The following is a 19,870-nucleotide window of genomic DNA, read 5'->3' as shown; positions in this document are numbered from 1 at the left end:
ATACGTTGCACAAGAACCCTGCAAACCGGAAACGTCGCTCTGGTTCAGCCTTTCAGCTCAACCGGCGCACTCATCCACTGCCACAATAACAATTGGTATCCAGTCTAACATGGACGGCCGCCATGCCTTAATCGGCGGCCCTGGCCCAACGGAAAGGCCCCGACCCGCTTCCGCTGTTTCCAGCGGAGCGGGTCGGGGCCTGACGACGAACTAGCGGTTAGCGGAAGTCGCTGCCAAGGTCGTAGTCATCCAGCGGGATGGCGTGGAACTCAGGAGCTCCGTCGCCGCCCAGGGTGTCGTAGGAGAAGTCGCTGAATGCGCTGGGACCTGTGAACAGGTTGGCCTTTGCTTCTTCAGTCGGTTCCACCGTGACCTCCGTGTAGCGCGGGAGACCCGTGCCGGCGGGGATGAGCTTACCGATGATGACGTTTTCCTTGAGGCCGAGCAGCGGATCGCTCTTGCCTTCCATGGCCGCCTGCGTCAGGACGCGGGTGGTTTCCTGGAAGGAAGCTGCGGACAGCCAGGACTCGGTGGCCAGGGATGCCTTGGTGATACCCATGAGCTCAGGACGTCCGGAAGCCGGCGTCTTGCCCTCGGACACAACACGGCGGTTGGCGTCTTCGAAGCGGCTACGCTCGGCCAGCTCACCGGGGAGCAGGTCGGATTCACCGGACTCGATGACCGTGACGCGGCGCAGCATCTGGCGAACGATAACCTCGACGTGCTTGTCGTGGATACCGATGCCCTGGCTGCGGTACACGCCCTGGACTTCGTCCACCAGGAACTTCTGTGCGGCACGGGGGCCCATGATGCGCAGAACCTGCTTGGGGTCGACCGGACCGTTGATGAGCTTCTGGCCCACCGTGACGTGCTGCCCGTCTTCAATCAGGAGGCGTGAGCGGCGCAGGACCGGGTAAGCGATCTCTTCGCTGCCGTCATCCGGAGTGATGACCAGGCGCATCTGACGCTCGGACTCTTCGATGGCGATGCGGCCGGCTGCTTCTGCAATCGGTGCGACACCCTTCGGAGTACGTGCTTCGAAGAGCTCCTGGATACGGGGCAGACCCTGGGTGATGTCGTCGCCGCCGCTGGCGGAAACAGCACCACCGGTGTGGAACGTACGCATGGTCAGCTGGGTACCCGGCTCACCGATGGACTGTGCGGCGATGATGCCCACGGCCTCACCGATGTCCACGGTCTTTCCGGTGGCCAGCGAACGGCCGTAGCACAGGGCGCAGGTGCCGACGCTGGACTCACAGGTGAGTACGGAGCGGACCTTGACCTCGGTGATACCGGCTGCGAACAGTTCGGCAATGACGACGTCGCCGCAGTCGGTGCCGCCGGCAGCCAGTACCTTGCCCTTGGAGTCAACGACATCCACGGCCAAGGTACGGGCGTACGCGCTGTTCTCAACGTTCTCGTCCAGCACCAGCTCGCCGTTGGCGTCAGCCACGGCAATCGGAGTGACGAGGCCGCGCTCGGTGCCGCAGTCCTCTTCACGGACGATGACGTCCTGCGAGACGTCCACCAGACGACGGGTCAGGTAACCCGAGTTGGCGGTACGCAGGGCGGTGTCAGCCAGACCCTTACGGGCACCGTGCGTCGCGATGAAGTACTCCAGCACCGACAGGCCCTCGCGGTAGGAGGACTTGATCGGACGCGGGATGATTTCACCCTTAGGGTTGGCCACCAGGCCACGGATACCCGCGATCTGACGAACCTGCATCCAGTTACCACGTGCACCAGAGGACACCATGCGGTTGATGGTGTTCATCGGCGACAGGTTGTCGCGCATGACCTGGGCGATCTCGTTGGTTGCCTTGTTCCAGATCTCGATCAGTTCCTGGCGACGCTCGTCGTCGTCGATCAGGCCCTTGTCGTACTGGCCCTGGATCTTGGCGGCGCGCTCTTCGTAACCGGCAAGGATGACCGGCTTCTCGGCCGGAACCTCGATGTCGGAGATAGCAACGGTGACGCCTGAACGGGTGGCCCAGTAGAAACCGGCATCCTTCAGGTTGTCCAGCGTTGCCGCGGTAACAACCTTCGGGTAGCGCTCGGCGAGGTCGTTGACGATGCGGGACAGTTCGCCCTTGTCAGCAACAGCCTCAACCCACGGGTAGTCCTCGGGCAGGGTCTGGTTGAAGATGACCTGGCCCAGGGAGGTCTGGACGAGAGCGGTCTGACCCGGCTCCCAGCCTTCCGGAGCTTCCCAGCCGGCGTAAGGGACGAAGCCCTCAAGACGGATCTTGACCTGGGAGTTCAGGTGCAGCTCGTGCAGGTCGAACGCCATGATGGCTTCCGAAACCGAGGAGAAGATACGGCCTTCGCCAGCTGAACCGACACGCTTGGTGGTCAGGTGGTAGAGGCCGATGATCATATCCTGCGAAGGAAGCGTCACCGGGCGGCCGTCAGACGGCTTCAGGATGTTGTTCGAGGACAGCATCAGGATGCGTGCTTCAGCCTGGGCTTCGGGGCTCAGCGGCAGGTGCACTGCCATCTGGTCACCGTCGAAGTCAGCGTTGAACGCGCCACAAACCAGCGGGTGCAGCTGGATTGCCTTACCTTCAACAAGCTGCGGTTCGAACGCCTGGATGCCGAGGCGGTGCAGGGTAGGTGCACGGTTCAGCAGCACAGGGTGCTCGGTGATGATCTCTTCGAGAACGTCCCAGACCTGCGGACGGTAACGCTCAACCATGCGCTTGGCCGACTTGATGTTCTGGGCGTGGTTGAGGTCAACCAGACGCTTCATCACGAACGGCTTGAAGAGCTCCAGTGCCATCTGCTTCGGCAGGCCGCACTGGTGCAGCTTCAGCTGCGGACCGACGACAATAACCGAACGGCCGGAGTAGTCGACGCGCTTACCCAGGAGGTTCTGGCGGAAGCGGCCCTGCTTGCCCTTGAGCATGTCGCTCAGGGACTTCAGCGGACGGTTGCCCGGTCCGGTGACCGGACGGCCACGGCGGCCGTTGTCGAAGAGGCTGTCAACGGCTTCCTGAAGCATGCGCTTCTCGTTGTTGACGATGATCTCCGGAGCACCCAGGTCAAGCAGGCGCTTGAGACGGTTGTTGCGGTTGATCACGCGGCGGTAGAGGTCGTTGAGGTCGGAGGTCGCGAAGCGGCCACCGTCCAGCTGGACCATGGGGCGCAGTTCCGGCGGGATCACCGGGACGGCGTCCAGCACCATGCCGAGCGGGCTGTTGTTGGTGGTCAGGAATGCGTTGACAACCTTCAGCCGCTTCAGGGCACGGGTCTTGCGCTGGCCCTTGCCGTTGGCAATGATGTCGCGCAGTGAGTCCGACTCGGCCTGCATGTCGAAGTTCTCAAGACGCTTCTTGATGGCTTCAGCACCCATGGAGCCTTCGAAGTACATGCCGTAGCGGTCGCGCAGTTCGCGGTACAGCCCTTCGTCACCTTCGAGGTCGGCGACCTTCAGGTTCTTGAAGCGGTCCCAGACCTGCTCAAGGCGCTCGATGTCGGCGTCGGCGCGCTTACGCACGTTGGCCATCTGACGGTCCGCGGAGTCGCGGGCCTTCTTCTTGTCGGCAGCCTTGGCGCCTTCGCCTTCGAGACGGGCAAGCTCGTTCTCGAGGTCGCGGGCGATCGTGGCGATGTCAGAGTCGCGGTTGTCGACCAGCTGCTTCTTCTCGATGTCGTGCTCAACCTGCAGGTTGGGCAGTTCTTCGTGACGGCTGTCGGCGTCGACGCTCGTGATCATGTAGGCAGCGAAGTAGATGACCTTTTCGAGGTCCTTCGGTGCCAGGTCAAGGAGGTAGCCCAGGCGGGACGGAACACCCTTGAAGTACCAGATGTGCGTGACCGGGGCGGCCAGCTCGATGTGGCCCATGCGCTCACGGCGGACCTTTGCACGGGTGACCTCAACGCCACACCGCTCGCAAATGATGCCCTTGAAGCGCACGCGCTTGTACTTGCCGCAGTAGCATTCCCAGTCGCGGGACGGGCCAAAGATCTTCTCGCAGAAGAGGCCGTCCTTCTCGGGCTTGAGCGTGCGGTAGTTGATGGTTTCCGGCTTCTTAACCTCGCCGTAAGACCAGCCACGGATGTCTTCCGCGGTGGCGAGGCCGATCTGCATGAGGCCGAAGGAGGATTCGCTGGACATATGGTCCCTGTTCTCTCTTGTTCTCTAAATTCTGAAGTCTTGGGTTACGGGAAGAGGGAGGTGGCTTACCGGGAAAAGGCAGCGCGGCGGGGCCGCTTGCTTTTCCCGGTAAGTCCCCTGCTAAACCTCTTCTACGGAACTGGGCTCTGCACGAGACAGATCGATGCCCAGTTCTTCCGCAGCCGTGAAGACTGCGTCATCAGAGTCACGCATTTCAATTGTGGTTCCGTCCGTGGAAAGCACTTCCACGTTCAGGCACAGCGACTGCATTTCCTTGATCAAGACCTTGAAGGACTCAGGAACGCCCGGCTCGGGGATGTTCTCGCCCTTGACGATTGCTTCGTAGACCTTCACACGACCGTGGATATCATCCGACTTGATCGTGAGGAGTTCCTGGAGCGTGTAGGCGGCGCCGTAAGCTTCGAGCGCCCACACTTCCATTTCACCGAAGCGCTGGCCACCGAACTGTGCCTTACCACCCAGCGGCTGCTGCGTGATCATGGAGTACGGGCCGGTGGAGCGTGCGTGGATCTTGTCGTCCACCAGGTGGTGGAGCTTCAGGATGTACATGTAGCCGACCGAGATCGGATCCGGGAACGGCTCGCCGGAGCGGCCGTCAAACAGGCGGGTCTTGCCGGATGAGTTGATCAGGCGGACACCGTCGCGGGTCACGTTCGTGGAATCGAGCAGGCCCGTGATTTCCTCTTCACGCGCACCGTCGAAGACCGGCGTTGCAACAGTGGTCGAGCCACTCTCGCGCGGCAGGTTCGGCAGCTGCTTGACCCATTCGGGCTCGCCTTCGATCTTCCAACCGGTCTTGGCAACCCAGCCGAGGTGCGTTTCGAGCACCTGGCCGACGTTCATACGGCCCGGAACACCCAGCGGGTTCAGGACGATATCAACGGGGGTGCCGTCGGCAAGGAAGGGCATGTCTTCGATCGGGAGGATCTTGGAGATAACACCCTTGTTGCCGTGACGGCCGGCGAGCTTGTCGCCGTCGGTGATCTTGCGCTTGGCGGCCACGTAGACGCGGACCAACTGGTTGACGCCCGGGGGCAGTTCGTCGTCGTTGTCGCGGTCGAAGACGCGGACGCCGATGACGGTGCCGGACTCGCCGTGCGGAACCTTCAGGGAGGTGTCGCGGACTTCGCGGGACTTCTCACCGAAGATGGCACGCAGCAGGCGCTCTTCCGGGGTCAGTTCGGTTTCACCCTTCGGGGTGACCTTTCCGACCAGGATGTCGCCGGCTTCAACCTCGGCACCGATGTGGATGATGCCGCGCTCGTCCAGGCCAGCCAGGACTTCCTCGGACACGTTGGGGATGTCACGGGTGATTTCCTCGGCACCAAGCTTGGTGTCGCGGGCATCGATCTCGTGCTCCTCGATGTGGATGGAGGAAAGAACGTCCTCGGCAACAATGCGCTGCGAGAGGATGATGGCGTCCTCGAAGTTGTGGCCTTCCCATGACATGAATGCCACGAGCAGGTTCTTACCGAGGGCGAGTTCACCCTGGTCCGTTGCCGGGCCGTCAGCGATGATGCCGCCGACCTCCAGGCGCTGGCCTTCGCTCACCAGGACACGGTTGTTGTAGCAGTTGCCCTGGTTGGAGCGTGCGAACTTGTTGATGCGGTAGTTGGTTTCCGTACCGTCATCGTTGAGCATGATGACCAGCTCAGCGGAGACCTCGGTAACCACACCGGCCTTCTTCGCGATGGTGACATCACCGGCGTCGACGGCGGCGGCGCGCTCCATGCCGGTGCCCACGAACGGGGCCTCGGAACGGACCAGGGGCACGGCCTGGCGCTGCATGTTGGCACCCATGAGTGCGCGGTTAGCATCGTCGTGCTCGAGGAACGGGATCAGGGCGGTAGCCACGGACACCATCTGGCGCGGGGAAACGTCCATGAACTCGACCTCGCCGGCGGGAACCAGCACAGGCTCGCCTCCACCACCACGGGCGCGGACCAGGACGGTCTCTTCGGCGAACTTCTTGTTCTCGTCCAGCGGAGCGTTGGCCTGTGCGATCAGGACCTCTGCTTCGTCGTCGGCCGTCAGGTACTCGACCTCGTCGGAAACGACGCCCTCGGACACGAGACGGTAAGGAGTCTCGATGAAGCCGAAGGGGTTGATGCGGCCGTAGGAAGCCAACGAACCGATCAGACCAATGTTCGGGCCTTCAGGAGTTTCGATGGGGCACATACGTCCGTAGTGGGACGGGTGAACGTCTCGAACTTCCATGCCTGCACGGTCACGGGACAGACCACCCGGGCCAAGCGCGGACAGACGGCGCTTGTGGGTCAGACCCGACAGCGGGTTGTTCTGGTCCATGAACTGCGACAGCTGGGAGGTTCCGAAGAACTCCTTGATGGCTGCAACAACGGGGCGGATGTTGATCAGCGTCTGCGGCGTGATGGCCTCGACGTCCTGCGTGGTCATACGCTCGCGGACAACGCGCTCCATACGGGACAGGCCGGTGCGGACCTGGTTCTCGATGAGCTCGCCGACGGCGCGGATGCGGCGGTTGCCGAAGTGGTCGATGTCATCGATCTCAACGCGCAGCTCGTGGTCCTGGCCGTCGCGCTTGCCCGTGAGGGTTTTCTCGCCGGCGTGCAGTGCAACCAGGAACTTGATCATTGCAACGATGTCTTCAACGTGCAGGACCGAAGCTTCCTTGTCGCCAAGGGAGCGGTCGATGCCCAGCTTGCGGTTGATCTTGTAACGGCCAACCTTGGCCAGATCGTAGCGCTTGGAGTTGAAGTACAGGTTGTCCAGCAGGGACTGGGCAGCCTCGACGGTGGGCGGCTCGCCCGGTCGCAGCTTCCGGTAGATGTCCAGCAAGGCGTCTTCGCGGGTTTCGGTGGCGTCCTTCTCCAGCGTTGCGCGCATGGAGTCGTACTGGCCGAACTCTTCGAGGATCTGGCCTTCGGTCCAGCCGAGGGCCTTCAGCAGCACCGTGACGGACTGCTTGCGCTTACGGTCAAGGCGCACGCCGACCTGGTCGCGCTTGTCGATCTCGAGCTCGAACCAGGCACCGCGGGACGGGATGATCTTCGCAGTGAAGATGTCCTTGTCGCTGGTCTTGTCAGCGGTGCGCTCGAAGTAGGCGCCCGGGGAACGGACCAGCTGGGAGACAACGACACGCTCGGTGCCGTTGACGACGAAGGTGCCCTTCTCGGTCATCAGCGGGAAGTCGCCCATGAACACGGTCTGCTGCTTGATTTCGCCCGTGTTGTTGTTCATGAACTCGGCTTTAACGTACAGCGGAGCCGAGTACGTAGCGTCCCGGTCCTTGCACTCAGCCATGGTGTATTTGGGGTCAGCGAACTCCGGGTCGGAGAAGCTCAGGGACATGGTGCCCTGGAAATCCTCGATCGGGGAGATCTCTTCGAAGATGTCAGACAGACCGGAGCTAGTGGCGACACTGAGGTCGCCTTCTTCGACGGCCTTCGCAACGCGTGCCTGCCAGCGTTCGTTTCCGACCAGCCAGTCGAAGCTGTCCGTTTGCAGGGCAAGCAGATTCGGAACGTCAAGAGGTTCGTGAATCTTTGCGAATGAGAGCCGGCGAGTGGCACCATCGGTGCTGTCGGCATTGATAGCGGTAGCGTTGTTTACATTAGAGGTGCTCGAGGCGACCAAGAGGGATCCTTCCACAGACCTTCAGGCGTTTTCAGATCTCCCCCGTTGAAAAGCCCTGCAGAATGACTCCGCAGCGCTACCAGTCCGGTTCCGCTATATGACCCGGGACCCAGGCTGTCCATGAAGTTGCACGTCTCGGACGGCACGTCGATGGATCAGCTGCTAGGCAAAGCCCACCGCTATATGAAGGCTGAAGGTAAACAGGGAAGACGCAAATATCTACGATACGGCAAAACGGCGTACGTGTCTACCCCACTTCCCCGGTTATTGCAAGCACCGTTGCCGAAGGCACCTAATTAGCTGCCACCCCCGGCCGGCGGCCCTACAGCCTGAGGGTAACGCCCGCTGCGGTGCATTCGTTCGCGTTGGCGAAGACTGCGTCACGCACCAGGTCCTTCGACTCCTGGTCCACCTCGCCCCCGCTCGCGACCGCGGACGATCGGTCCAGGGACAGGACGCTCAGGGAGGTAAACAGCCCCTTCTGGTTGCCTGACGCGGTGTCCTTGGCATCCTGGGCAGCGAAGTAGATGTCCTCGTAGGCGTTCGCATCGTTGCCGCCCACAGCCTTGTACTCTGCGTACAGGGAATTAAAGGTTTCGCATACTTCCTTCACGCCGAACGTTCCGGCCGCGGCCGCGGACTTTGAAGCCGGCTTGGAGGCCGACGGCGACGGTGCCGGCGCGCTGGACGATTTCGGCGCGCTGCTTTCGGTTCCGGAACCTCTGTCGGGTCCTGTGGCAGCGCAGGCGGTGAGCCCGGACAGAGCAGCGAATCCCACGACTGCAAGTATCTTCTTCATTTGAGCTCCTGTTTCCCCACAACGTCGTCCCCGGGAACGGACATATCAGACGGACATGTCCGACGGGAGGATCCGACCCCAACCCTACCCAGCGGTTTCAGCGGCCGCACGGCGACGGCATGGGCTGTTCTACCCATCCACGGCACGGAATGGACGCCGCCTCGGGTGCGTTTGAATGGATAGGTGATTCGGCTCACGATAGCCTTGGCGTACATCGTCACAGATCGGAAGAGATAACCATGAGCAACTCCGCAGACGACAACGATGTTGTCATCCTCGCCGCGGCGCGCACGCCCCAGGGCCGCCTCAACGGCCAGCTGGCCAGCTTCACGGCGGTGGAACTCGGGGCGCATGCCATCAAGGCGGCCCTCGCCGCCAGCGGGGTCGGCGCAGACAAGGTGGACGCGGTGATCATGGGCCAGGTCCTGCAGGCCGGAGCCGGCCAGAACCCCGCGCGGCAGAGCGCCATCGGTGCCGGCATCGGCTGGAACGTCCCCACGGTCACCATCAACAAGGTGTGCCTTTCGGGTCTCACAGCAGTGATTGACGCAGCCCGCATGATCCGCAGCGGTGATGCCGCCGTCGTCGTCGCCGGAGGCCAGGAATCAATGACCCGGGCACCGCACATCCTGCCGGGTTCCCGGCAGGGCTGGACTTACGGGGCCATCCAGGCTCTGGATGTGGCGGCGCATGACGGCCTGACCGATGCCTTCGACGGTCACTCCATGGGCCTCTCGACGGAAAGCAAGAACCTGGTCCTCGGCATCGACCGGACGTCGCAGGACAATGTGGCCGCCCAGTCGCACCAGCGTGCCGCGCTGGCGGCAAAGAACGGCGTCTTTGACGACGAGATCGCACCGATCAGCGTCAAGCAGCGCAAGGGCGACCCCATCGTTGTCTCCACCGATGAAGGCGTGCGCCCCAATACAACGGTCGAGTCGCTGGCCGGCCTCCGTGCCGCCTTCGTCAGCGACGGCACCATCACGGCGGGGAACTCCTCTCCCCTGTCCGATGGCGCCTCGGCCCTGGTGCTGACCACCAGAAAATTCGCGGAGGACAACGCCCTGGACTTCCTTGCGGTGGTGGGCAAGCCTGGCCAGGTGGCCGGCCCGGACAACTCCCTGCACTCGCAGCCGTCCAACGCCATAAGGAACGCCCTCGACCGTGCGGGGTGGACCACCGAGGATCTCGACTTCATTGAGATCAACGAGGCCTTCGGTTCAGTTGCCGTCCAGTCGCTCAAGGACCTCAAGTACCCGCTGGAGAAATGCAACATCCACGGCGGCGCCATCGCCCTGGGGCACCCGATCGGCGCGTCAGGTGCGCGCCTGGCCGGACACGCAGCCCACGAGCTGAAACGCCGGGGAACCGGCAAGGCCGCCGTTTCCCTTTGCGGCGGCGGAGGCCAGGGCGAGGCCCTCCTCCTGTACCGGGACTGATGGCGGCATCATCGGCAGGCGCGGCGCGCGGCGCAGGCAGGGCACGGTTCCTTGCCGACGCCGCCGTGCGGGGCCTCGACGTCGAAATAGTGGAGCGGCTTGCAGCCAGGAGCCTTGAGGAGGCCGCCGGCATCCTGGGCATTACGCCGGCGGACATTGTGAAGTCCCTGGTAGTGAAGCACAAGGACGGAAGTTTCTTCTTTGCTTTGATACCCGGGGACCGGCAGATCTCCTGGCCCAAGCTGAGGGGGCTGGTGGGGGTCAACAAGCTCTCGCTGCCGCCGGCCGACGTCGCCCTGGAAGCCACGGGCTACGAACGCGGCACCATCACGCCGCTGGGGAGCACGACGCCGTGGCCGGTGTACGCGGACCGGACCATCACCGGGAGGCGCATTTCCATGGGCGCCGGGGAGCATGGCTACAGCGCGTTCGTGGATGCCGATGCGTTGACCACTGCCCTGGACGCCGTGGTCGCGGACATCTCCGACCCAACTAAGTAGCAGCAGGTGTCGTTTTCAGCCGTCAATACGACACCTGCTGCTACTCAGTTGGGTTAAACGCAGGAAACCCCGCCCACCGGAGTGGACGGGGTTTCCCTGAGCCGTACGGAAAGCTGGACGCCTTCCGGAGCAGAGTGTGTTACTTGAGGGTAACGGTGGCGCCGGCAGCTTCGAGCTGCTCCTTGGCCTTCTCTGCAGCTTCCTTGGTGACGCCTTCGAGGACGGCCTTCGGAGCGCTGTCGACAACGTCCTTGGCTTCCTTGAGGCCCAGGGAAGTGATGGCGCGAACTTCCTTGATCACTGCGATCTTCTTGTCGCCAGCAGCTTCGAGAACGACGTCGAATTCGGTCTTCTCTTCGGCTTCTTCAGCAGCACCGGCAGCGGGGCCAGCAACGGCAACAGCAGCAGCGGTAACTTCGAAGGTCTCTTCGAAGAGCTTGACGAACTCGGAGAGCTCGATGATGGTCAGTTCCTTGAAAGCTTCAATGAGCTCTTCGTTGGTGAGCTTCGCCATGGTGTGGCGTCCTTCCTATAGGTGGTGCTCGGCGGCCTGGGCCGTTGCCTTACACCGGAGTCTGGTTTGAAAGAGAGTTAGTTCTCTTCGGTGGCTGCGGCTTCGGCCGGAGCTTCGGTCTCTGCTGCTTCTGCGGCCGGGGCTTCTTCAGCGGCGGGCGCTTCGGCTGCTGCCGGTGCACCGTTCTCTTCTTCAAGCTTGAGGCGCAGGGCGTCAATGATGCGTGCAGCAGCGGCAGCAGGAGCCTTGAGGATTCCTGCAACCTTGGCGAGCTGCAGCTCGCGGGACTCGAGTGCTGCCAGGGCAGCAACTTCGCTGGCGTTCAGTGCCTTGCCCTCGAAGTAGCCGGTCTTGATAACCAGCTGCTTGTTGGTCTTGGCAAAATCCGTCAGGCTCTTGGCCGCTGCAACTGCGTCACCCTTGATGAACGCGATTGCAGTGGGGCCGGCGAGCTGACCGTCGAATGCTTCGACACCAGCTTCCTTGGCTGCAATGGCGGTCAGGGTGTTCTTGACGACCGAGAACTTGGTGTCCTGGCCGAGAGAAACACGCAGCTGCTTGAGCTGTGCAACAGTGAGCCCACGGTATTCGGTCAGGACAGCGGCGTTCGATTCCTTGAAATCGTTAGTGATCTCAGCTACTGCTGAAACCTTTGCAGGCGTTGCCATAACCCTCCTTCCGGGGATAGTGCCGGTATACCGGGTCCCCGCTCAGGTGAGCTAAAACTAAAAACGCCCCGCGCAGATGCACGGGGCTTGGCTCAACACAGTTTAACCGCGGAGCCTTGCTTCGTTCACCTGCGCCGGCCGCCCTATGTTCAGGGTCCTTCGTCCGAAAACCCACTGGCTCTCCCGCACACAACTGCAGTATTGAGCAATGCTCAGGAGAGTGGATTTCCAACAACCGACGGTCTTTGGTAGTTCAAGCTTACGGGCAACGCGGCCCGTACTCCAAATCGGTCCCCATGCGGGAGGCGAGACTGCTGCCCGGCGCCGCTCAGCTGCTGCTCGGCCCGAAGTCCGGGAGGTCCTTCTGCCAGATTCCCGTGACACCTGCAGTGGTGAAACCCAGCTGCTGGTTCACCTTGAGCAAATACCGGTTCTCCGGGGCGTTCCACGTGTAGATGACCCTGGCATCGGGGAACTGTTCCGTAAGGCGTTCCATGTTGGCCACCTTGATCAGCAGGCCCAGCTTGTTGCCCCGGTGTTCCTGCATCACCACAGTGTCGTCCTGGAACACCACGTCCTGCCGCTGGGACAGCACGCTGATGGTGGTCAGCCCCACCAGCATTCCGGTGGCGATGTGCTCGACAGCGGTGACAACCGTGCGCCGTCCCTGCGCGATGGTGGCCTCTTCAGCTTCCCTGATCATGGCGCCGTCGAACACCAGCTGCTCTTCGGTCCTCGACGACGGTGTGGTGTCCTCACCTGCCTGGTTTTCCAGCGCGGCCACGGCATCGAGCCACTGGTCCGGACACCTGTCCGTCCAATGATGGAGCCGGTAGCGGCCCGCATTGGCCTGCTCGGCTTCGTCCTCCAACTCCGCGACGAGCTTGCTGTCCAGCGGCAGCAGGCACGAGCTGAACTGCTCGATGTGCTGCAAGGTGTAGCCCGTCTTGCGGGCAAACTCCACTTCCCGGCTACCCAGCGGCACAAAACCCTGGCCTGAGCCGGGGACCAGCTGGTCGTCGATGTCGCTGTTCAGCGAGACGCCGGGATGATTGGTGTCGATCAGGATCATGGTCCGGCCTTCGCCCCGGGCAAACTGCTCTGCAGCCTCCAACAGCTGGCGTCCGACGCCCTGGCGCTGGAACTCCGGCAGGATATCCAGCGTGAACTCAGCGTGGTCAAGGTTGTCGGCCAGGGGCAGGGCAATATCCACCGCGCCCACGATGTCGCCGTCGATCTTTGCAACGAGGATGACCTGGCGTTCGTAGGGGTCGGCAAGCTCGAGGAGCTTTTCAAGCGGGGTGTAGGCGAGGTCATCGCTCCCCCACGTTTGCATCCGCACTTTGCGGCCAACTTCGACGGCGGCCAGGAAATCGGCGCTGTCGGGCCCGTCCAGGGAATCGGGAATCCAGAGTTGTTCGATCCGTACGTCTTGAGCCATAAAGGGCGTCATTCCAGTCGTTTCTGCCACTCACCTTCAAAGCCAGCGGGCTTGAATCCAAGCGAAACATTTATCGCCAGCATATGCCGGTTTTCGCTGGCATTCCACGTAATGACAGACCCGGCGGCAGGGCAAACCTCCTGGGCCCGCCGGAGGTTTGCGACCTTGGCCAGCATGCCCAGGCGGTGGCCGCGGTGCGGTCCTGCCACCAGCGTGTCCTCCTGGATCAGCGTGCCGGGCCGCTCCGGCCGGTAGCTCAGCACCGTGTAGGCCGCCAGTTCCCCCGTCCCTGAGTGCTGCACAGCGGCCACGAGCGAAGCCACGCCGCCGCGCTCCCAGCTTTGTTCCTCCTCCCGAACCCTCGGCGCGTCCCATTCCTCGGCTTCTGCTTCCAGGCCCGCCGTCGGCACATCTGCACTCATCCGGCCCTTCAGCACCGCATAAGCGTCCACAAGGGCGTCCGGACACCGGCTTTGCCAGCCCACCACTCGGTAGCCGCCGGCATGCGCCCCGGCGCCAGCCTCCAGTCTGTCCAGCAGGCCGGGGTCAACCGGCAGCGCAAGCCTGCTGGATCTCTCCACTTGCTCCAGTTCGTAGCCCGAGGCCAGAGCGAAGCGGGTTGAGGCAAGATTCAGCGGAAGTCCACCGCTCCCCGATTTCGCCGGCAGTTCCTGATCGCCGGACTCCGACGCCGCCCGCGCGGCCTGCGGCAGCACAGGCTCCTCGCAATAGCCTTCAAATACCCGGCGCCCTCGCTGTCGGGCCGTTTCCTCGGCGACCGCCAGCAGGCGCCGGCCAATCCCCTGCCGCCGGTATGCTGCGGCAACCACCACTTCGATCCAGGCCGCGGCAGTGTTCTCCTTGAGCGGCAGCACCACCGCGCAGGTTCCCACCGGCACGCCACCCAGTGTGGCCAGGAACTGCAGGCGCTCTTCGTACTCGCTGCCCCGCCAATATTCCTGGTCCTCCCGGAGGGTCGAAGCGCGGTCCAGGTTTCCCCACTGGTCCAGATGGTGCCTGTCCCGGATGGCACGGCATGCCAGCAGGCCAGTGGCACGTTCGGTCCCCTCGTCCCCGGGCCGCGGGATGTTGACGGCGGTGATGACCAGGCCGCTCATAGCGTCTTCTGCCATTCGCCGTCGTACCCCGCGGGACGGAACCCGAGGGCCACGTTGATGGCCAGCATGTGGTCGTTCTCGGCGGCGTTGAACGTGACGATGCGCTCCACGTTGGGGTAGCCGGTGAGCAGCCGGCGGATGTTGAGGATCTTGACCAGCATGCCCAGGCGGTGACCGCGGTGGTGACTGGCCACCAAGGTATCGTCCTGGTTCGCCAGCCAGGGTTTCCGGTCCGATACCTGAACGACCGAGTACGCGGCCAGCTCACCCGTGTCACGGTGCCGGGCGCTTGCCACGAGGGAGTCCAGGCCTGCCTGCTTCCACGTATTTTCAACATGGCGGACCCGCCTCACGTCCCAGGTTTCCTCGTCGTAGCTGAGACCACCGGCGGGGGTGTCCGTGCTCATGCGGGACATGAGGACCGCCAGCTGGGCCGCGTACTCCTCGGGACAGCTGTCGGTCCAGTGCAGCAACTCATAGTGCTCCCCCGCCTTGGACAGTGCGTCGGCTTCAAGAGCAGCCAAGGTGTCTTCAGCGGGAGGCAGCGTCAACGCGCTGAAGCGTTCCACCTGTTCCAGCCTGTAGCCGGCCCTCCGCGCGAAACGGACGCACCGTGCTTCTGCCGGCACCCCTCCGGTACCCGTCCCGGGCTTGAGCAGCCGGGGATCCTCGACATCGAAGTCCGCCGGGTGCTCGGTGAAAGTCTGCAGCGTAGTGCAGCCGCGTGACGCAGCCAGGTCCTCTGCATGGTCCATCAGCGCGCGGCCGATGCCACGTCCGGAGAACTCCGCCAGGACATTAACGTGGAGCAGCCCGGTGTGGACGTTCTCCTGGAGCCCGAACCGGATCCAGGATCTCCCCACCATGCGTCCGCCCACCCGCACGAAGAAGAGCCGCAACTGGGTGTACGGGCTGTCACGCCAATACTGGAGCCGCGCTTGTGCCGGTGACGAACGGTCCGGGTTCCCCCAGGTCTCAAGCACCAGGGCATCGCTGAGTTCGCCGAATTCCAGGAACTCTCCGGCATCCGGGGCGTCGAGGGACGCGGGCAGGACGAGGGGTTCTATGAGGTGCGGCACTGCATTCACGGGGACAGCCTAACCGCCGTGGAGACCGCAGCAAACGGAAGCGGAAGGACAAAAGCAGAAAGACCGCCCCGCGGATGCGGGACGGTCTTTCCTACGAGCCTGGTGAGGATTAGACCTCGGTCAGGACCTTGGTGACGTTGGGGTCAACCGAGATGCCCGGGCCGAACGTGGTAGCCACGGTGGCCTTCTGGATGTAGCGGCCCTTGGAAGCGGACGGCTTCAGGCGAAGGACCTCTTCCAGTGCTGCTGCGTAGTTCTCGGCCAGCTTGAGGGCGTCAAACGAAACCTTGCCGATGATGAAGTGCAGGTTGGAGTGCTTGTCGACGCGGAAGTCGATCTTGCCACCCTTGATGTCGTTGACAGCCTTGGCGACGTCAGCGGTCACGGTACCGGTCTTCGGGTTCGGCATCAGGTTACGCGGACCCAGGACCTTACCGAGGCGGCCAACCTTGCCCATGAGGTCAGGGGTGGCGACGGCGGCGTCGAAGTCGGTCCAGCCGGCTGCGATCTTTTCGATCAGGTCATCGGAACCAACGAAGTCGGCGCCGGCAGCGATTGCTGCTTCGGCCTTGTCGCCCGTTGCGAAGACGAGGACGCGGGCAACCTTACCGGTGCCGTGCGGCAGGTTAACGGTGCCGCGGACCATCTGGTCGGCCTTACGCGGGTCTACACCCAGGCGGAAAGCGACCTCAACGGTGGCGTCGAACTTGGACGGGTTGGTGTCCTTGGCGAGCGTCACTGCCTCGAACGGCGCGTAGAACTTCTCCGCGTCGATCTTGGCGGCGGCTGCCTCATATGCTTTGCTGCGCTTTGCCATGCTGCTTATTCTCCTTGTGCAGTTGTGGTCTGCGGACCGCGCTGGGCCCTGCCACAGTCAACATTCCGGTGTGGAATCCTGACATTTCAATGTTTCAGTGGTGCCGGTCGCCCGGCGGTGCCGTCCGGCGTCGTCATCGGTTTCTTACTTTCCGAATTCAGAAGCCGCATCAGCGGTGGGGAATTAACCCTCGACGGTGATACCCATGGAGCGGGCGGTGCCGGCGATGATCTTCGCTGCGCCTTCGAGGCTCGTGGCGTTGAGGTCTTCCATCTTGGTGGTGGCGATCTCGTTGACCTGGGCCTGGGTCAGCTTGGCAACCTTGACGGTGTGCGGGGTAGCTGAACCCTTAGCGACGCCTGCAGCCTTTTTGATGAGCTCTGCAGCCGGCGGGGTCTTGGTGATGAACGTGAACGAGCGGTCTTCGTAGACCGTGATTTCAACAGGAATAACGTTGCCGCGCTGGGCTTCCGTCGCAGCGTTGTACGCCTTGCAGAATTCCATGATGTTGACACCGTGCTGGCCAAGCGCAGGACCGATCGGCGGGGCCGGGTTAGCGGCACCTGCCTGGATCTGCAGCTTGATGAGGCCGGTGACCTTCTTCTTGGGAGCCAATGTAGGGTCCTTCTCTCAATTTCGTCCTGGGACACAGGAGCGTGCCTCAGGTTGGTGGCCGCCATGGCGAGGCGACCGGCCGCTTCAGGGCTGCTAAGCGGGCAGTCCCGGAGCGAATTCTGTGGGTTTTGCTAGATCTTGGAGACCTGGTTGAACGCCAGGGTGACCGGGGTCTCGCGTTCGAAGATGGATACCAGAACCACGAGGGTCTGGGACTCGATCTTGATCTCGGAGATCGTGGCGGGGAGGGTCTCGAACGGACCTTCCTTGACGATGACGGACTCGCCCACTTCAAAGTCGACGTCGATCTGGGCGGCCGCGTGCTTGACGGGCTTGCCCTTCTCGGCCTGCTCTTCTTCGAAGACCGGGGCCAGCATGGAGAAGACCTCGTCCAGACGCAGCGGCACGGGGTTGTGGGCGTTGCCCACGAAGCCGGTGACACCGGGGGTGTGGCGAACGGCGCCCCACGAGGCATCCGTCAGGTCCATGCGGACCAGGACGTAGCCGGGAATGCGGACGCGGTTGATGACCTTGCGCTGGGCGTTCTTGATCTCCACGACTTCTTCCATGGGAACCTGGATTTCGAAGATGTAATCTTCCATGTCCAGGGTCTGGATGCGGGTTTCAAGGTTGGCCTTGACGCGGTTTTCGTAACCGGCGTAGGAGTGGATGACGTACCAGTCGCCTTCCTGGCGACGCAGCTTGGCCTTGAATTCCTCGGCCGGATCAACCTCAGCCTTGGCGGCCGCGGCGGCCAGTGCGTCAGCCTCTTCATCGGAGTCAGCTTCATCGGAGTCAGCGTCGGCTTCGCCCGTTTCGGCGTCGGAATCTTCATCGCCAGCGTCGGCGTCAGCGTCGGCGTCAGCGTCAGCGTCAGCTTCAGCTTCAGCTTCAGCTTCAGCTTCAGAGGAATCGTCGATGGAATCGGGCGCAGCAGACTCAACCTCGGACTCTTCCCCGGCTACCGCCACGGCGTCCTGGTTATCATCCAGCTCAGTCTCAGTTACCTCGAGCTCCTGCTCAGACACTTGGTCTCCTGCTTCCTCATTGCTAAACATGCCTATTTAAATGGCTCAATTCCGCACACCCCGTGAATGCTTCCGGATTTCCCGGAGCATTCCACGCAGTCTGCGGACGGATCGCCTTAGCGGTCCGCGGGGCCTGTGCCGCCGAAGACCCAGCTCACTCCGGTCCCGAACGCCAGGTCCAGGACGGTAACGATGAGCATCATGATGACCACGAACACCAGCACCACGAGCGTGTAGTTGATCAGTTCCTTGCGGGTGGGTGCTACGACCTTCTTCAGTTCGCCGATGACCTGGCGGACGAAGAGTGCGATGCGAGCGAAGAAGCCTGCCTTAGCGGCATTCTTGGCGGGGCGGCCCTTGGAGCTGCTTGCAGCCGTTTCGGTCACCTGGTCCTCACTCATCCTCGCAATGTCGGATACCCGGTTCTGAACTGAACCATGGTTGCTGCGCTGGCTCCGGCTCACCGCCGGAACCGCTTGCGCAGGGCAGACAGGACTCGAACCTGCAACCTGCGGTTTTGGAGACCGCTGCGCTACCAATTGCGCCACTACCCTATGGATCGAAAACCAATCACACCACACTTCCCGCAAACTTCACGGGGCGCAGGCCATCATCGTGTTTTCAACACCGGAGAACTAGTCTACGCAACAACTGCGCTTACGTCGAACCAGCCTCATTTTGGATCTTCGTTGCTGCTGCCGGGAGCCGCAGACCGGGACACGGTCACATTCCTGGCCGCCACGCTGAACGATCCGCTGAACAGCATAGAGTAGATCTCGTCGAAACCCACAACCAGCCATCGAGCTGCAAGCGAAGAATGGACCCCGCCATGCCTGCCGCCCGCGTTTCCCAACGCATTTCCGCTATCGCCGAATCCGCCACCCTTGCCGTTGATGCCAAGGCCAAGGCACTTAAGGCAGCCGGACGGCCGGTCATCGGCTTCGGCGCCGGGGAACCCGACTTCCCGACGCCCGGCTACATCGTGCAGGCCGCCATTGAGGCTGCCAGCCAGCCGAAGTACCACCGCTACTCCCCCGCAGGAGGCCTGCCGGAGCTTAAGCAGGCCATTGCCGCGAAGACTCTCCGGGACTCCGGCTACAAGGCCGAGGCATCCCAGGTTTTGGTGACCAACGGCGGCAAGCAGGCCGTGTACAACACCTTCGCCACGCTGGTTGATCCGGGCGACGAAGTCATTGTCCCCACCCCGTTCTGGACCACGTACCCGGAAGCCATCCGCCTGGCCGGCGGCGTGCCGGTTGAGGTGTTCGCCGGACCGGAGCAGGAATACCTGGTCACAGTCGAGCAGCTTGAAGCCGCCCTCACCGAGCGCAGCAAAATCCTGCTGTTCGTCTCGCCGTCGAACCCTACGGGCTCGGTCTACTCGCCCGAACAGGTCCGGGAAATCGGCCTCTGGGCGGCCTCCAAGGGCCTGTGGGTGGTCACGGACGAAATCTACGAACACCTGACCTACGACGGCGTTCCCTTCACCTCCATTGCCACGGCGGTGCCTGAACTCGGCGACAAGGTGGTTATCCTCAACGGCGTTGCCAAGACCTACGCCATGACCGGCTGGCGGGTGGGCTGGATGATCGGTCCGGCGGACGTGATCAAGGCGGCCACCAACCTGCAGTCGCACGCCACCTCCAACGTCTCCAACATCATGCAGATCGCTGCCCTCGCGGCCGTCTCGGGCCCGCTCACCGCAGTGGATGAGATGAGGGTGGCCTTTGACCGGCGCCGCAAGGCGATTGTCGCCGGCCTGAACGCGATCGACGGCGTGGAATGCCCGACGCCGACGGGAGCCTTCTACGTCTACGCGGACGTCCGCGGACTGCTGGGCAAGGAGTTTGAAACGGCGAACGGAACCGTCCGCCCGGAGACTTCCGCCGAACTGGCGGCGCTCATCCTGGACGAGGTTGAAGTTGCGGTTGTTCCCGGCGAGGCCTTTGGCCCCTCCGGCTACCTGCGTCTCTCTTACGCGCTGGGTGACGATGATCTCGCCACCGGTGTGGCCCGGCTGCAGGGCTTCCTCGGCAAGGCCAAGTAGACGCTCTCTCACTTTTCGCAGGAAAAACCCAAACGCTCTCTCA

The 19,870-nt window shown here is 62.9% G+C and carries 15 protein-coding genes and 1 tRNA gene; 3 read left to right on the top strand and 13 right to left on the bottom strand.

Going from position 1 to position 19,870, the window contains the following annotated elements:
- Positions 1-217: 217 nt before the first annotated feature.
- The 3 genes from AB0N24_RS00550 to AB0N24_RS00540 form a co-directional block, all read right to left on the bottom strand.
- A complete protein-coding gene (locus AB0N24_RS00550; protein ID WP_307045579.1) occupies positions 218-4,117 on the bottom strand; it encodes a DNA-directed RNA polymerase subunit beta' in 3,900 nt (1,299 codons plus the stop codon).
- A gap of 120 nt (positions 4,118-4,237) precedes the next feature.
- On the bottom strand, positions 4,238-7,753 hold the full coding sequence (rpoB, locus tag AB0N24_RS00545) for a DNA-directed RNA polymerase subunit beta (protein WP_214953777.1): 3,516 nt from the start codon (positions 7,751-7,753) through the stop codon (positions 4,238-4,240).
- Positions 7,754-8,075: 322 nt separating this feature from the next.
- The gene (locus tag AB0N24_RS00540; protein WP_364119034.1) at positions 8,076-8,552 is read right to left on the bottom strand and encodes a hypothetical protein; all 477 of its coding nucleotides are present in this window, start codon (positions 8,550-8,552) and stop codon (positions 8,076-8,078) included.
- A gap of 239 nt (positions 8,553-8,791) precedes the next feature.
- Here AB0N24_RS00540 and AB0N24_RS00535 point away from each other — a divergent pair, with 239 nt between their 5' ends.
- Together AB0N24_RS00535 and AB0N24_RS00530 are read left to right on the top strand one after the other, a co-directional pair.
- Positions 8,792-9,991 (top strand): acetyl-CoA C-acetyltransferase, encoded by a 1,200-nt coding sequence (locus AB0N24_RS00535; RefSeq protein WP_364119031.1) that lies wholly within the window; start codon positions 8,792-8,794, stop codon positions 9,989-9,991.
- Entirely contained in the window at positions 9,991-10,491 is a 501-nt protein-coding gene (locus tag AB0N24_RS00530; RefSeq protein ID WP_364119028.1) for a YbaK/EbsC family protein, read from the top strand. Before AB0N24_RS00535 ends, AB0N24_RS00530 begins: the two co-directional genes overlap by 1 nt.
- A 139-nt stretch (positions 10,492-10,630) precedes the next feature.
- Here the strand turns inward: AB0N24_RS00530 and rplL are convergent, their stop codons facing one another.
- The 10 genes from rplL to AB0N24_RS00480 all read right to left on the bottom strand — a co-directional run bounded on the left by rplL (position 10,631) and on the right by AB0N24_RS00480 (position 18,334).
- The gene (gene rplL, locus AB0N24_RS00525; RefSeq protein WP_078027247.1) at positions 10,631-11,005 is read right to left on the bottom strand and encodes a 50S ribosomal protein L7/L12; all 375 of its coding nucleotides are present in this window, start codon (positions 11,003-11,005) and stop codon (positions 10,631-10,633) included.
- 77 nt (positions 11,006-11,082) lie between these two features.
- Entirely contained in the window at positions 11,083-11,673 is a 591-nt protein-coding gene (gene rplJ / locus AB0N24_RS00520; protein ID WP_028269591.1) for a 50S ribosomal protein L10, read from the bottom strand.
- A gap of 328 nt (positions 11,674-12,001) precedes the next feature.
- The gene (locus tag AB0N24_RS00515) at positions 12,002-13,114 is read right to left on the bottom strand and encodes a GNAT family N-acetyltransferase (RefSeq protein WP_364119023.1); all 1,113 of its coding nucleotides are present in this window, start codon (positions 13,112-13,114) and stop codon (positions 12,002-12,004) included.
- Between the two features lie 8 nt (positions 13,115-13,122).
- The gene (locus AB0N24_RS00510; protein WP_364119021.1) at positions 13,123-14,247 is read right to left on the bottom strand and encodes a GNAT family N-acetyltransferase; all 1,125 of its coding nucleotides are present in this window, start codon (positions 14,245-14,247) and stop codon (positions 13,123-13,125) included.
- On the bottom strand, positions 14,229-15,320 hold the full coding sequence (locus AB0N24_RS00505) for a GNAT family N-acetyltransferase (protein WP_364119018.1): 1,092 nt from the start codon (positions 15,318-15,320) through the stop codon (positions 14,229-14,231). Before AB0N24_RS00505 ends, AB0N24_RS00510 begins: the two co-directional genes overlap by 19 nt.
- Positions 15,321-15,429: 109 nt before the next feature.
- Positions 15,430-16,137 (bottom strand): 50S ribosomal protein L1, encoded by a 708-nt coding sequence (gene rplA, locus AB0N24_RS00500; RefSeq protein WP_104172017.1) that lies wholly within the window; start codon positions 16,135-16,137, stop codon positions 15,430-15,432.
- A gap of 183 nt (positions 16,138-16,320) precedes the next feature.
- Positions 16,321-16,752 carry a 50S ribosomal protein L11 gene (gene rplK / locus AB0N24_RS00495; RefSeq protein WP_018773647.1) on the bottom strand — a complete coding sequence of 144 codons (432 nt, stop codon included), beginning with the start codon at positions 16,750-16,752 and terminating at the stop codon, positions 16,321-16,323.
- Positions 16,753-16,883: 131 nt separating this feature from the next.
- Entirely contained in the window at positions 16,884-17,780 is an 897-nt protein-coding gene (gene nusG, locus AB0N24_RS00490) for a transcription termination/antitermination protein NusG (RefSeq protein WP_364119015.1), read from the bottom strand.
- A gap of 116 nt (positions 17,781-17,896) precedes the next feature.
- Entirely contained in the window at positions 17,897-18,181 is a 285-nt protein-coding gene (gene secE / locus AB0N24_RS00485; protein WP_364119012.1) for a preprotein translocase subunit SecE, read from the bottom strand.
- A gap of 80 nt (positions 18,182-18,261) precedes the next feature.
- Positions 18,262-18,334 (bottom strand) — tRNA-Trp (locus AB0N24_RS00480).
- A gap of 275 nt (positions 18,335-18,609) precedes the next feature.
- Here AB0N24_RS00480 and AB0N24_RS00475 point away from each other — a divergent pair.
- Positions 18,610-19,827: a pyridoxal phosphate-dependent aminotransferase gene (locus tag AB0N24_RS00475; RefSeq protein ID WP_364119009.1), complete on the top strand. Its 1,218-nt coding sequence runs from the start codon at positions 18,610-18,612 to the stop codon at positions 19,825-19,827.
- Positions 19,828-19,870: the final 43 nt, after the last annotated feature.

The sequence above is a fragment of the Arthrobacter sp. NPDC093128 genome (genome assembly GCF_040683875.1).
Lineage (GTDB): Bacteria > Actinomycetota > Actinomycetes > Actinomycetales > Micrococcaceae > Arthrobacter.
The sequence above is the reverse complement of the archived record's forward strand: the minus strand, read 5'-3'. Positions and strand labels throughout refer to the sequence as shown.

Bases quoted from the DNA above. Each gene is read 5' to 3' on its own strand.
- AB0N24_RS00550 (WP_307045579.1), bottom strand. From the start codon at position 4,117: ATGTCCAGCGAATCCTCCTTCGGCCTCATGCAGATCGGCCTCGCCACC.
- AB0N24_RS00540 (WP_364119034.1), bottom strand. From the start codon at position 8,552: ATGAAGAAGATACTTGCAGTCGTGGGATTCGCTGCTCTGTCCGGGCTC.
- AB0N24_RS00535 (WP_364119031.1), top strand. From the start codon at position 8,792: ATGAGCAACTCCGCAGACGACAACGATGTTGTCATCCTCGCCGCGGCG.
- AB0N24_RS00530 (WP_364119028.1), top strand. From the start codon at position 9,991: ATGGCGGCATCATCGGCAGGCGCGGCGCGCGGCGCAGGCAGGGCACGG.
- rplL (WP_078027247.1), bottom strand. From the start codon at position 11,005: ATGGCGAAGCTCACCAACGAAGAGCTCATTGAAGCTTTCAAGGAACTG.
- rplJ (WP_028269591.1), bottom strand. From the start codon at position 11,673: ATGGCAACGCCTGCAAAGGTTTCAGCAGTAGCTGAGATCACTAACGAT.
- AB0N24_RS00515 (WP_364119023.1), bottom strand. From the start codon at position 13,114: ATGGCTCAAGACGTACGGATCGAACAACTCTGGATTCCCGATTCCCTG.
- AB0N24_RS00510 (WP_364119021.1), bottom strand. From the start codon at position 14,247: ATGGCAGAAGACGCTATGAGCGGCCTGGTCATCACCGCCGTCAACATC.
- rplA (WP_104172017.1), bottom strand. From the start codon at position 16,137: ATGGCAAAGCGCAGCAAAGCATATGAGGCAGCCGCCGCCAAGATCGAC.
- secE (WP_364119012.1), bottom strand. From the start codon at position 18,181: ATGAGTGAGGACCAGGTGACCGAAACGGCTGCAAGCAGCTCCAAGGGC.
- AB0N24_RS00475 (WP_364119009.1), top strand. From the start codon at position 18,610: ATGCCTGCCGCCCGCGTTTCCCAACGCATTTCCGCTATCGCCGAATCC.